We start from the raw sequence: 13,491 nt of genomic DNA on the forward strand, positions 1-13,491 counted from the left end.
ATGCGCATCGTCATCACCGGCCTGGGCATGATCTCGGCCGTCGGCTCCACCGCCGACGAGTGCTGGACCGCCATCCGGGCCGCCCGCAGCGGCATCGGCACGGTCACCGAGGTCGACACCACGGGCCTGATCACCACCCAGGGCGGGCAGTCCCCGGTCAAGGACGTCCCCGGCGTCGACCGCTGCCTGACCCTGGCCGTCACCGCCGCCACCGAGGCCGTCGAGCACGGCCGCCTCGCCGAGGCCGGCTACGACCCCGAGCGGGTCGGTGTCGTCATCGGCAGCAGCCTCGGCACCAGCCGCAGCGTCGGCACGTTCCACCAGCAGTGGATCCGCGAGGGCCTGCGCAAGGCCGACGTCCGGCTGCTCAAGGGCTACGCCCTGCACAGCGTCGCCGACGCCGTGGCCGAGAAGCTGAGCCTGGCCGGTCCCCGCTCGCTGCTCTCCAACGCCTGCGCCGCCGGCGCCGTGGCCATCGGCTACGCGCTGGAGCTCATGTGGAGCGGCGAGGCCGACGCCGTGCTCGTGGGCGGCGTCGACCCGCTGGCCGAGCTGTCCTTCAACGGCTTCAACTCGCTGGGCGCGCTGGACTCCGGCGGCTGCTCCCCGTACACCCGCTCCGAGGGCCTCAACCTCGGCGAGGGCGCGGGCTTCCTGCTGCTGGAGAAGGCGGACGCCGCCGCGGCCCGCGGCATGACCGCCATCGCCGAGGTGGCCGGCTACGGCCTCTCCGCCGACGCCTACCACCAGACCGCGCCGGACCCCGGCGGCGAGGGTGCCCAGCGCGCCATGGCCGCCGCCCTGCACAGCGCCGGGCACACCGTCGAGGACGTCGACTACATCAACGGCCACGGCACCGGCACCCCGACCAACGACAAGGTCGAGCCCAAGGCGATCAAGACGCTCTTCAAGACGCCGCCGCCGGTCAGCTCCACCAAGTCGATGATCGGCCACACCCTGGGCGCGGCCGGCGCGGTCGAGGCCGTGGTCTGCGCCCTCGCGGTGCGCGACGGCGTCCTCCCGCCCACTGCCAACACCGGCGGCGCCGAGGCCCCCAGCGGCCTCGACATCGTCCCGGAGGCCGCGCGGGAGCAGGATGTCGACGTCGTCGTCTCCAACTCCTTCGCCTTCGGCGGCAACAACGCCGCCCTGGTGATCCGGCACCCCGAGCGCGTCACCACCGAGCCGCCGGCCGCCGCCGCGGCCGCCGCGGGCCGGGACGTCGTCATCACCGGCATCGCGGGCATCGCGGGCACGGCCACCGGCAACGACGAGCTGTTCGCGGCGCTCGCCGAGGGCACCCCCGTCTACCAGGGTGAGGTCGACGTCGACGGCTACGGCACCCGCCGGGCCGGCACGGTCGACTTCAAGGCCATCGCCGCCGGCATCAACCCGGCCGTGCTCCGCCGGATGGACCCCACCAGCCGGCTGGCCGCGGCCGTCGTCGCCGAGCTGCACCGGGCGTACGGCAAGCCGAGCCGCCAGGAGGCCGCCCAGACCGGGCTCATCTTCGCCACCGGTCTGGCCCCGATCACCCCGGTCCAGGAGTTCGACAGCGGTGTCGTGCTCGCCGGCGGACCCGCCGGTGCCAACCCGAAGTTCTTCCCGAACACCGTGGTGAACGCCGCCGCCGGACACGTCGCCATCCTGCACCGCTTCAAGGGCATCACCGCCACCGTGTGCAGCGGCGGCACCAGCGCCCTGAGCGCCCTGCACTACGCCTACCGGCTGATCGCCCGCGGCGCCGCCGAGCGCATCGTCGTGGTCGTCGCGGACGAGTGCCCCGACGCCCTGGTCGCCGGACACGTCAAGGTCCCCGGCTTCCTGGGGAGTTCGGACGTCCGTCCGTACGGGGGCGGCGGCACGGTGCTGTCCGCCGGCGCGGTCGCCATCGCCCTGGAGTCCACCGACGCCGCCAAGGCGTCCGGCCGCCCGGTCCTGGGCCGCATCGCCGGCTTCGGACTCACCGGCGACGACAGCGGCATCGCCGGGCTGCGCCCGGACGGTGCCGCCTGGGCCCGCTCGATGACCGAGGCGGTCCGCGCCGCGGGCCTCACCCCCGAGGACATCGGCCTGGTCGCCTCGGCGGCCATGGGCCGCGAGGCCGTCGACGACGCCGAGATCGCCGCGCTCCGCGCCGGCGGCCTGGCGGGACGTCCCGTCACCGCGACCAAGTCGGTGTTCGGCGAGACCTACGGCTCCGCCCCCGGCCTCGCCCTCGCCGCCGCGCTCCGCGCGATGGGCGACGGCGTGCTGCCGGGCACGGCGGGCGTCCCGGACGCGCCGGACGAGCTGCCCGGTCTGATCCCGCAGGGCGGTCGGCAGGGCAGCGTCGACCACGCCCTGATCTCCAGCTTCGCCTACGGCGGCAGTTACGTGTCGCTGGTCGTCTCAAAGGGGGACGCGTGATGACCGCCACTGTGACGGCCCCGGCGGCCGGCGTGCGTATGGACGACGTCCTCACCGCCACCGGCCTCGTCAAGAAGTTCGGCGACCGCGCCGTGGTGGACGGGGTGTCCCTGCGCGTCGGCACCGGCGAGATCCTCGGCTTCCTCGGCCCCAACGGCGCCGGCAAGTCGACGACCATCGCCATGCTGACCGGCGCCCTCAAGCCCGACGGCGGCACCATCCAGGTGGACGGCGCCGAATTCGCGGCCGGCCCGATGCGGGCCAAGGCCCTCATCGGCGTCGTCCCGCAGGAGATCGCGCTCTACCCGACGCTCAGCGCGCGGCAGAACCTGACCTTCTTCGCGGGCGCCTACAAGCTCTCCCGCGCCGAACGCCGCGAGCGGATCGACTGGGCGCTCGACGTGGTCGGGCTCACCGACCGCGCCGGCGACAAGGTCGCGTCCTACTCCGGCGGCATGCAGCGCCGCGTGAACATCGCGGCCGCCCTGCTGCACATGCCCCGGCTCCTCTTCCTGGACGAGCCCACGGTGGGCGTCGACGCGCAGAGCCGCAACCAGATCTTCGAGACGGTGCTGCGGCTGCGCGCCGAGTTCGGCATGTCGGTGGTCTACACGAGCCACTACATGCCCGAGGTCGAGCAGCTCTGCGACCGCATCGTCATCGTCGACCACGGCAAGGTCCTCGCCGAGGGCACCCAGGAGGAGCTGCTCCGGCCGCTCGGCGCGGGCCTGCTCGAATGGGCGCCCACCCGAGAGGAGCTCGACCGGCTCCAGGGCGGCATGGTCTGGCTGGAGAAGCGGTTCGCGGACCACGGACAGATCACCGTGGCCGCGGCCGGGGACGGCACGCAGGTGCTGCGCATCCGGGTCAAGGACATGCCGGCCACCCTGCGCGAGGTCTCCGAGATCGCCGCCGGGACCGGCCTGGGCCTGGGCGGCATCCGGCTCGGCCGCCCCGACCTCGAATCCCTCTTCCTCGACCTGACCGGCCGCCAGATCAGGGACGGTGCCTGAATGTTTGCCATGATTCGCAAGGAGCTGCTGGTCCTGTTGCGGGACCGCGCCTCCCTGATCACCCTGTTCGTCTCGCCGATGCTCTTCATCACCGTGATGAGCCTCGCCCTGTCGAACTCCTTCGACACGCTCGGCTCCGCGCCGAAGATGAACATCTCGATCGTCGACCAGGACGGCGGCATCGCCGCCAAGAACGTCGTCAAGGCGCTCGGCGGCAGCGACGAACTCAAGGTCACCACGGGCCTGTCCGGCGACGCGGCGGACAAGCGCGTACGGGACGGCAAGGACTCGTTCGCCGTCGTCATCCCGGCCGGCTTCGAGAAGGAGGTGGAGAGCGGCCGGAAGCCGCACTTCTCCTTCGTGGTCGACCCCTCGTCGTCCCGCCAGGCCGTCGACCCGCTCCAGGCCGCCATCCGCAGCGCGGTGCTGACCGTCACCTCCAGCACCCGCACCGCGGTCTCGCTGGAGAAGCAGCGGGCCGCCGAGCACGACCCGGTCCGCAAGGCGCAGCTGAAGAAGCAGATCGACAAGATCGACGAGACGTGGAGCGGGGTGACGTCGACCAGCACCTTCCCCAAGGGCATGACCGGCGTGAAGTACCCCTCGGTGTACCAGCAGAACGTCCCCGGCTACACCGTGATGTACGTCTTCTTCATCGTCACCGTCATGGCCGGCTCGATCATGGTCGAGCGCCGCGAGGGCACCTTCCGCCGGCTGCTGTCCGCGCCGGTGCCGCGCTGGCAGCTGCTGCTCGGCAAGGTGGTGCCGTACCTGATGGTCGCGGTGGCGCAGGTGGGCGTGCTGATGGCGTTCGGCAAGCTCGTCTTCGGGATGGACCTCGGCGTGCATCCGGTCGCCCTGGTGCCGATCACCGTGGCGCTGGGCTGCTGCGCGGTGGCGCTCGGCCTGCTGCTGGCCTCGTTCGCCAAGAGCGAGTCGCAGGTCAACGGCATGGGCACGATCGTGATCCTGGTGCTGGCCGCGCTCGGCGGCTGCATGGTGCCCGGCGTCTTCATGCCGGACTTCATGCAGGACATCGCCGGGTTCACCCCGCACGGCAAGGCGCTCAACGCCTTCCAGGAGGTCATGGTCAAGGGCGCCGACCTCGGGACGGTGCTGCCGGCCAGCGGCTTCCTGCTGGGCCTGGCCGCGCTGTTCTTCGTCCTGGCCGTGCCGCGGTTCCGGTTCGTCAAGTGATCCCCGCCGAGGAGCGGACCGGGCGGACCGGGACGCTGTACGTCCGCCTCACCGCCGCCCCTCGGCTCCCGCGCGACACCTTCGGCCGCCGCTCCAGCCCCGCCGGACGGGTGCTGCTCGGGGCGGCGGCTCAGGCGGCCGGCCTGCGCGAGCGGCCGGAGCGGCTGCCGGACGGCCGCTGGCACTGGCCGGACTCCGGCTGGCGCGGCTCCGTCTCGCACACCGGCGCGCTGGGCCTGGCGGCCCTCGCCCGGGACACCTGGGTGGGGGCGGACGTCCAGGAGCACCGCGACCGTCCGGCCGCCCTGCGCTGGCTCGCCCGCGTCCTGGGCCGGCCGCCCGGGTCGGTGGCCACGCTCCGCGAATGGGCCGAGGTCGAGGCCCTGCTCAAGGCACGGGGCACGGCGGGTGTCCGGCCCGAGCGGCTGGAGCCGCTGCCCGCCTGGCGGCCGGGGTGGCGGGACGCCGGTGACGGGTGGTGGCTGTGGAGCGGCAGCCTGGCCGGCGTTCAGGTCGGTGCCCCGGTCGGTGCCAAGGTCGATGCCCCGGTCGGTTCCCAGGCCGATGCCCCGGCCGGCACACAGGTCGGTTCCCCGGCCGGCTCCCGGCCGTCCCGGTCCTCCCGGCCCGAGACGTACGTCGCGCTGGCGGCGCGAGTCCCGCTCGACATCCGCCCGCTGCCGCCGGACGGGCCGGGAGAGCACCCGGCCTTCCCGGTGGACGCCGGCGAGGAGCACCCGGCCATTCCGGCGGACGCCGGCGATCCGGCCCTCCCGGCGGACGCCGGCGGGGAGCCCCCCGCCCCCGAAAGCCTCACCAGAACGAAAGGAACGCAGCGATGACCGCCGTCAGCCGCGCACGCCGCGCCGAGGCCGGCTACAGCCGGCCGATCTCGCCCACCGAACGCGGGTACCTCGCCGGCGCCCTGGTGACGCCCCCGATGGCCATCCAGATCTTCGTCGAGGGCCAGGGCGGCGTCACCGCCGACGAGCTCCGGCGGGCCGTCGCCGTGGCGTCGGAGGCATGCCCCGGCGCCCGCCTGGTCAAGCGGGGCAACCGCTGGGCGGACAGCGGGACCACCCCGCCCGTCATCGAGGTGGACGGCACCGCCCTCGACCGCCGGGCCTTCGACACGGCCGGCAGCGAGGAGCTGCGCCGGCCGTTCAGCCCGGTCAAGGGCCCCAACTGCGAGGTGCTGCTGCTCTCCGGCGAGCCCGCGACGATCGTCTTCCGCGCCTTCCACGCCGTCATGGACGGCAAGGGCGTCATGACCTGGGCGCAGGAGGTCTTCCGCGCCCTGCGCGGCGAGGAGCCCGAGGGCGCGCCCTCGGTGGAGACCGAGTCGGGCGTCGTGAAGCGCTTCGGCACCGGCGCGGCCGCCCCGGGCCCGGCCCCCGAGTGTCCCAACCCCTTCGACCGGCTGCCGGCCGGTCCGGACGCCGGGACCGCCGCGTCCGACGTGCCCTGGCTGTGGCGCCGGAGGACCGTCGAGGGCAACCACAACGCCGTGGTGGCCAGGACCGCCGCCGCGATGTGCGCGCTCCTGCCGGACGAGGACTGCCGCTTCATGGTGCCGGTCAACATCCGCCGCCACGACCCGTCGATCGCGTCCACGGCCAACCTCAGTCTGCCGCTGTTCGTCGACGTCCCGGCCGGCGCCGACCGGGCGCAGATCCAGGGGCGCCTGCTGCGGGCCATGTTCGAGCGGCAGGAGCTGTCGTCGATCGGCGCGTTCCCCGTCACCTCGTCCGGTATGGCACCCACCCTGGGCGCGGCCCGGGCGACCCGGGAGCACCGGGAGACCTATCCCTGCACGCTGGTCGTCTCCGACCTCGGCAAGGTCGACCTGGACGCGCTCTCCGGCGGCGGCTTCACGGCCGCGACCGCGTACTCGTTGCCCATGCACGTGCCGTACGCGCCCGCCTTCCTCACCGTCTACCAGCCGCCGGGCCGCACCGAGATCTCCCTCTCGTGCCGCAACGAGCCCGGCATGGGTGCCAAGGCGGACGCCCTGCTCGACCTGATCGAAGAAGAACTGACCGGTCTGCCGGCCCGGACCGGCTGACGAAGGAGTGACCACCATGGGGGACAACGGGCAGCGCCCCGGGGAGCAGTGGGACGCGGTCGTCGTCGGCAGCGGCTTCGGCGGCCTGGTCTGCGCCGGCTACCTGGCGGCCTGCGGACGCCGGGTGCTCGTGCTGGAGCAGCACGACGTGGCCGGCGGCAACGCGCACGCCTTCCGGCGGCGCCGCGCCTACGAGTTCGACGTCGGCCTGCACTACGTCGGCGACTGCGGACCCGGCGGCATCCTGCCCGCCATCCTCTCCGGCCTCGGCCTCGCCGGCCGGGTGGCCTTCCGCGCCCTGGACCCGGACGGCTTCGACGAACTCGCCCTGCCCGGCCTCGGCGTCCGCGTCCCGGTCGGCTGGGACCGCTACCGGGACCGGCTGAAGAGCGCCCTGCCCGGCGACGCCGAGGCCATCGACGCGTTCGCCGCGATCTGCGAGGCCATCGGCGAGGAGAAGCACGCGGCGCTCCTCGCCGACATGGACCTCGACGACCCGCGGATGCTCAAGCTGATGCCGCTCACGGGCCGTTGGGGACGCCGTACGCTCCACGACCTGTTCGACCACTGCGGGCTGTCGCCGCGGGCCCGTACGGTGCTCGCCGCCCAGTCCGCCAACTACGGCTCGCCGCCCAGCACCACCTCCGTCTTCACCCACGTCTCGGTGCTCGACCACTACCTGCGCGGCGCCTACTACCCGGTGGGCGGTGCCCAGGGACTGGTGGCGTCGCTCGTCGAGGCGCTGGAGGCGCGCGGCGGCGAACTGCGCACCCGCAGCGCGGTCAAGCGCATCCTGATCGAGCGCGGCACCGCGCGCGGCGTCCGGCTCGCGGACGGTACGGAGATCGAGGCACCGCTCGTCGTCTCGAACGCCGACTACCCGCGCACCATCCTGGAGCTGGCCGGCGCCGAGCACTTCCCGCCCGCCCTGGTCAAGCGCACCCGGAACGCGACCATGCGGCTGCCGGTGGCGGTGCTGTACGCGGGCCTCGACCGCGACTTCTCCGACCGCCCGAACGCCAACCTGTGGTGGCACAACGGCTGGGACGTCGAGGCCGCGTACCGCGAGGTGGCCGAGGGCTGCCCGTCCGGCGAACTCCCCTTCGCCTTCCTCTCCTTCGCCTCCCTGAAGGACCCCGAGTCGCCCCACGTCTGCCCGCCCGGACACACCAACCTCCAGGTCATGGCACCCCTGGCGCTGCGCTACGGTGGTCCGGAGCAGGGCGGCTACCGGCGCGACCCCGCCTACGCGGCGGAGAAGGAACGCGTCACCGAGCTGCTGCTCACCGCCGCCGAACGGGCGCTCGGCCCGATCCGCGACAGCGCCGTCCACCTGGAGACGGCCACCGCGCTGACCCACCAGCGGTACATCTCCTCGACCGGCGGCACCCCGTACGGGCTCGCCTCCTGGGGGCCGTTCGGCATGCGGCCTGAGGCCCGGACGAGCGTCAAGGGCCTGTACGTGGTCGGGCAGAGCAGCCGCTACGGCAGCGGCATCGCGGGCGTGGCGATCAGCGGCATCCTGTGCGCGGCCCGGGTCACCGGCCGTCGGCTGCTCGCCGAGGCGCACGCGGGCGCGGTCCTCACCGACCCGGCGCTGCTGCCCGGGCGGACCGCCGACTGGGACCCGATGGCGGTGTCCCGTGGCGCGGCCCGGCGGGCCCGCTCGGTCGCCCGCGCGGGGCGGGCGGCCCGTACTCCTCACGACTCCCGTACCCCTCGCGACTCCCGTACCTCCGCCGACTCCCGTACCCGTACCGACAACCGACCGGCCACCGTGGGGGACCAGCCGACATGAGCACCACACCCGTCTACGACCTCCTGGCCCGCGCGGCCGGCGAGCACCCCGACCGCCCGGCCGTCCGCGACGCCGCCGGCCGCTGGAGCTACGCCCAGCTCGCCGCGCACAGCCGCCGCACCGCCGCCTGGCTCGCCGGCCGCGGCGTCGGCTACGGCGACCGCGTGATGGTGCGCCTGGCGAGCGGCCGCGAGTACCTGGCGCTGCTGTACGGCACGGTGGCGCTGGGCGCCGTCCTCGTCCCGGTCAACCCGGCGATGAAGGACTTCCAGCTGCGCGGCGTCATCGAGGACTCCAAGCCGTCCCTGATCGTCACCGACCCCGCGCACGCCGAAGCGGTCGGCGGGCTCACCACCCGTCCCGTGCTCGGCCTCGACGAGGCGTGGAACGAGATCGCCGCCGAGGAGCCCGCCCCCGTCACCGCCGCGGCCATCTCCCGCGACGTGGCGCTGCTGATGTACACCTCCGGCACCACCTCCCGGCCGAAGGCCGTGGTCTCCGAGCACGCCCAGGTCGTGGCCGCCACCCGGGCCGTCGCCGCCCGGCTGCGCTACCGCGCCGACGACGTGGTGTACTGCCGGCTGCCGCTCTCCTTCGACTACGGCCTCTACCAGGTCTTCCTCGCCGCCCTGGCCGGCGCGGAGCTCGTGGTGCCGGGCGAGGTCCCGGACGTGATGCTGCTGCGCGGCGTACGGGAGTCGGGGGCGACCGTCGTCCCCCTCGTGCCGTCCCTCTCCGAGATGCTGGTGCGGCTGGCCGCCCGGGACCCGGAGCCCACCTCCGTCCGGCTGTTCACCAACACCGGCGCGGCCCTGCCGCCGCCCGCGGTGGCGGCGCTCCGCGCGGCCTTCCCCGGCGCCCGGGTGTCGTTGATGTACGGCATCACCGAGTGCAAGCGGGTCTCCGTCCTGGAGCCCGACGAGGACCTGGCCCGCCCGGGCTCGGTCGGCCGCCCGCTGCCGGACACCCAGGTGCTGGTGGTGGACGACGAGGGCCGGCCGCTGCCGCCCGGCGAGACCGGCGAGTTCGTCGTCCGGGGACCGCACGTGATGTCCGGCTACTGGCGGGCGCCCGAGCAGACGGCGCAGCGCTTCCGGCGCTGCGAACGGACCGGCGAGGTCAGGCTGTTCACCGGGGACTACGGCCACCAGGACGCCGAAGGACACCTCTACTTCTCCGGCCGCCGCGACGACATCTTCAAGCGCCTCGGCATGCGGGTGAGCACCCTGGAGATCGAGGCCGCCGCGCTGGACGTACCGGGCGTGCGGGAGGCCGTGGCCCTCGCGCCCGACGGCACGCGGGACCTCACCCTCTTCGTCGTCGGAGAGCCGGAACCGGCCGTCGTGCGGCGCGAGTTGCGTGCCCGCCTGGAGGCCGCCAAGGTCCCGGCCGCCGTACTGGCCGTCCCCGCCATCCCGCTCACGGGGAACGGCAAACCGGACCGGAAGGCCCTCGCGGCGAGCCTGAACTGACGCGTCATCAACGCCAAGCAGACACACCGAGACAACAGGAGTCATACATGAGCACCCACTGGGACGACCGTTTCGAGCAGGTCCTGCGCCGCAACCTCCCCGACCTCCCCGCCGGGGAGGCCCTCCGCCCGGAGGCCAACCTCATGGACCTCGGTCTCGACTCCATGGGCATGATCAGCCTGCTGATGGACCTGGAGACGGAGTACGGGGTGCGCATCCCCGAGTCCGAGCTGACCTTCGAGGCGTTCGCCTCGGTCGCCGGCCTGTGGGTCGTCGTCGGCGCCGTCACCTCGGCCGCGTAGGGGGCACCCGGATGACGACGACCACTCCGCCGCGGCCCGGCGACCGGCACCTCGCCCGGATGGCCCGCGGCGCCGAGGGCATCAAGCCCTCGGAGATCCCCACCCTCTTCGCCGTGCGCGGCCGCGCGGACGTGGTGTCGCTCGCCGGCGGCATGCCCAACCTGGAAGGGCTCCCGCAGCGCGCCATCGCCGACGAGACCGCCGGCCTGGTCTCCCTCGGCGGCAAGGTCGTGCTCCAGTACGGCTCCGCCCAGGGCCTGCCCAAGCTGCGCGAGCAGATCTGCGAGGTGATGGGCCTGGAAGGCATCACCGCCGACCCGGACGACGTCGTCGTCACGGTCGGCTCGCAGATGGCCCTGGACATGGTCACCCGCATCTTCTGCGATCCCGGTGACCTCGTCCTCACCGAGGCCCCCAGCTACATCGGCGCCCTCGGCGTCTTCGCCTCGTACCGGGCCGACGTCGTCCAGGTGCCGGTCGACGACCGCGGCCTCGTCCCGGACGCGCTGCGCGCCGCGCTGGCGGACGCCGAACGCGCCGGTCGGAAGCCGAAATTCCTCTACACCGTGCCGAACTTCCACAACCCCGCGGGCGTCACGCTCGCCGTGGAGCGGCGCGCCGAGGTGCTGGCGATCTGCGCCGAGCACGACGTCCTCGTCGTCGAGGACAACCCGTACGGCATGCTCGCACTCGACGGGCGGACGTTCCCGGCGCTCCGCTCGCTCGACGCCGAGAACGTCGTCTACCTGGGCTCGTTCTCCAAGACCATCGCCCCCGGCCTGCGCATCGGCTGGGTCACCGCCCCGGCCGCCGTCCGGGAGAAGCTGGTGCAGGCCGCGGAGTCCACGACCCTCTGCCCGCCCGCCTTCACCCAGGCCGTGCTCTCCCGCTACCTGGCCCGGCACGACTGGCGGGCGCAGATCGAGACGTACCGGGACAGCTACCGCGTCCGCCGCGACGCCATGCTCGACGCGCTCGCCGCGCACCTGCCCGAGGGCAGCCGCTGGACCCGGCCCGAAGGCGGCTTCTTCGTCTGGGTCACCGTCCCGGACGGCGTCGACACGGACGCGCTGATGCCCTACGCCGAGCGGCACAAGGTCGCGTACGTCCCCGGCAGCGCCTTCTACGCGGAGGGGAGCGGACGCGGCCGCAGCGAACTGCGGCTCTCCTTCAGCTACCCCACACCGGAACGCATCGCGGAAGGCGTCCGCCGGCTGGGCCTCGCGATCACCGAGTACCAGACCCGGTAACACCGCCGGTCCCTCGGCCGAACGACCACTTCACAACCTCAGACCCCAGGATTGGGTGAACAACCACCATGTGCGGAATTGCAGGCTGGCTCTCCTACGGCCGCGACCTCGAGCGCGAGCGCCCCACCGTCGAGGCGATGACCGCCACCATGGCGCTGCGCGGCCCCGACGCGTACGGCGTCTGGACGGACCGCCACGTCGCGCTCGGCCACCGGCGCCTGTCCATCATCGACCTGGAGGGCGGCAGGCAGCCCATGGTCGAGGAGACGCCCGCCGGCACCGTCGCCCTGACGTACAGCGGCGAGGCGTACAACTTCACCGAGCTGCGCGACGAACTGGCCCGCCGCGGCCACCGGTTCCGCACCACCAGTGACACCGAGGTCGTGCTCCACGCCTACCTGGAGTGGGGTGAGAAGGTCGCCGAGCACCTCAACGGCATGTACGCCTTCGCGGTCTGGGACGGCCGCACCGAGAAGCTGGTCCTCGTCCGCGACCGCCTCGGCATCAAGCCGCTCTACTTCTACCCGACCGCCGACGGCGTGCTGTTCGGCTCCGAGCCGAAGGCGATCCTCGCCAACCCGCTCGCCAAGCGCGCGGTCGACGTCGCGGGCCTGCGCGAGCTGCTCACCTTCACCAAGGACCCGGGCCAGGCCGTCTGGGCCGGCATGTCCGAGGTCAAGCCGGGCACCGTCGTGACGGTCGACCGCAACGGGCACCGGGAGCACACCTACTGGCGCCTGGAGGCCAACCGCCACACGGACGACACGGACAAGACCGTCGCCCGCGTCGGCGAGCTGCTGGAGGACGCCGTCGCGCGTCAGCTGGTGGCCGACGTCCCGCGCTGCGTCCTGCTCTCCGGCGGCCTGGACTCCAGCAGCATCACCGCCCTCGCGGCCGGTCACCTGAGCGCCAAGGGCGAGCGGCTGCGCAGCTTCGCCGTGGACTTCACCAGCCACGACGAGAGCTTCACCCCCGACGAGCTGCGCGTCGCCCGCGACACCCCGTTCGCCCACGACGTGGCCGGACACGTGAACTCCGACCACACCGACATCCTCATCGACCACCGCCAGCTCGCCGACCCGGAGCTGCGCCGCGCCGTCGTCGCCGCCCGCGACCTGCCGGCCGGCATGGGCGACATCGACATGTCCCTGCTGCTCCTCTTCCGCGCGGTGCGCGAGCGCTCGACGGTCGCCCTCTCCGGCGAGTCCGCCGACGAACTCTTCGGCGGCTACCGCTGGTTCCACGACCCGGCGGCCCAGCAGGCGGACTTCTTCCCGTGGCTGATCAACCTCGGTGAGAACGGCGACTACAGCCCCCTCGGCGTCGTCCGCCCCGAGGTCCTCGGCGCCCTCGACCTGGGCGGCCACCTGCACGAGAGCTTCGCCCGGGTCAGCGCCGAGGTCGGCACGGTCGAGGGCGAGAGCGACTTCGAGTACCGGATGCGCCGCAGCTCGTACGTCCACCTCACCCGCTTCGTCCGCACCATGCTCGACCGCAAGGACCGCATGAGCATGGCGGCCGGCCTGGAGGTCCGGGTGCCGTTCTGCGACCACCGCCTGGTCGAGTACGTCTACAACACCCCCTGGTCGATGAAGACGTTCGACGGCCGCGAGAAGAGCCTCCTGCGCGCCGCCACCCGCGACCGCTTGCCCCGGTCGGTGGTCGAGCGGGCGAAGAACTTCTACCCCTCCACCCAGGACCCGGACTACGTCAAGGCCCTCCAGACCCAGGCCCGCGACCTCCTCTCCGACTCCGACCACCCGGCCTTCCAGCTCGTCAACGAGGGCTGGCTGCGCCAGGTCCTCGCGATCGACGCCACGGAGATGCCGCTGGGCGCCCGCAACGGCATCGAGCGCGCGCTGGACGTGGCGGTCTGGTTCGACCTGTACAACCCCGAACTGCGCCTGGCCTGACGCGATCCGGGGGGCGCGCCGCCCGCGCGGCGCGCCCCCCGGCGCAGCCGTCCCCCCTCCAACCCTGTCCCG

10 protein-coding genes are annotated in these 13,491 nt (G+C 73.5%); all 10 read left to right on the top strand.

Annotated features, from left to right (window positions below):
* The 10 genes from JNW98_RS10515 to asnB all read left to right on the top strand — a co-directional run bounded on the left by JNW98_RS10515 (position 1) and on the right by asnB (position 13,419).
* Positions 1–2,409, top strand: coding sequence for a beta-ketoacyl-[acyl-carrier-protein] synthase family protein (locus JNW98_RS10515; RefSeq protein ID WP_223767871.1), 2,409 nt, complete (start codon positions 1–3; stop codon positions 2,407–2,409).
* Entirely contained in the window at positions 2,409–3,422 is a 1,014-nt protein-coding gene (locus tag JNW98_RS10520; protein ID WP_223767872.1) for an ABC transporter ATP-binding protein, read from the top strand. The genes JNW98_RS10515 and JNW98_RS10520 overlap by 1 nt, the downstream gene beginning before the upstream one ends.
* Positions 3,423–4,619 (top strand): ABC transporter permease, encoded by a 1,197-nt coding sequence (locus JNW98_RS10525; protein ID WP_223767873.1) that lies wholly within the window; start codon positions 3,423–3,425, stop codon positions 4,617–4,619.
* A complete protein-coding gene (locus tag JNW98_RS10530; RefSeq protein ID WP_223767874.1) occupies positions 4,616–5,461 on the top strand; it encodes a 4'-phosphopantetheinyl transferase family protein in 846 nt (281 codons plus the stop codon). Before JNW98_RS10525 ends, JNW98_RS10530 begins: the two co-directional genes overlap by 4 nt.
* Positions 5,458–6,684: a hypothetical protein gene (locus JNW98_RS10535; protein ID WP_223767875.1), complete on the top strand. Its 1,227-nt coding sequence runs from the start codon at positions 5,458–5,460 to the stop codon at positions 6,682–6,684. Before JNW98_RS10530 ends, JNW98_RS10535 begins: the two co-directional genes overlap by 4 nt.
* Positions 6,685–6,700: 16 nt before the next feature.
* A complete protein-coding gene (locus JNW98_RS10540; RefSeq protein WP_223767876.1) occupies positions 6,701–8,482 on the top strand; it encodes a phytoene desaturase family protein in 1,782 nt (593 codons plus the stop codon).
* A complete protein-coding gene (locus JNW98_RS10545; RefSeq protein WP_223767877.1) occupies positions 8,479–9,954 on the top strand; it encodes a class I adenylate-forming enzyme family protein in 1,476 nt (491 codons plus the stop codon). Before JNW98_RS10540 ends, JNW98_RS10545 begins: the two co-directional genes overlap by 4 nt.
* 47 nt (positions 9,955–10,001) lie before the next feature.
* On the top strand, positions 10,002–10,256 hold the full coding sequence (locus JNW98_RS10550) for an acyl carrier protein (protein WP_223767878.1): 255 nt from the start codon (positions 10,002–10,004) through the stop codon (positions 10,254–10,256).
* Between the two features lie 11 nt (positions 10,257–10,267).
* Positions 10,268–11,506: an aminotransferase-like domain-containing protein gene (locus tag JNW98_RS10555; protein ID WP_223767879.1), complete on the top strand. Its 1,239-nt coding sequence runs from the start codon at positions 10,268–10,270 to the stop codon at positions 11,504–11,506.
* Positions 11,507–11,574: 68 nt separating this feature from the next.
* Positions 11,575–13,419 carry an asparagine synthase (glutamine-hydrolyzing) gene (asnB, locus tag JNW98_RS10560; protein WP_223767880.1) on the top strand — a complete coding sequence of 615 codons (1,845 nt, stop codon included), beginning with the start codon at positions 11,575–11,577 and terminating at the stop codon, positions 13,417–13,419.
* Positions 13,420–13,491: the final 72 nt, after the last annotated feature.

The organism is Streptomyces huiliensis, from assembly GCF_020037025.1.
Taxonomy (GTDB): Bacteria; Actinomycetota; Actinomycetes; order Streptomycetales; family Streptomycetaceae; genus Streptomyces; species Streptomyces huiliensis.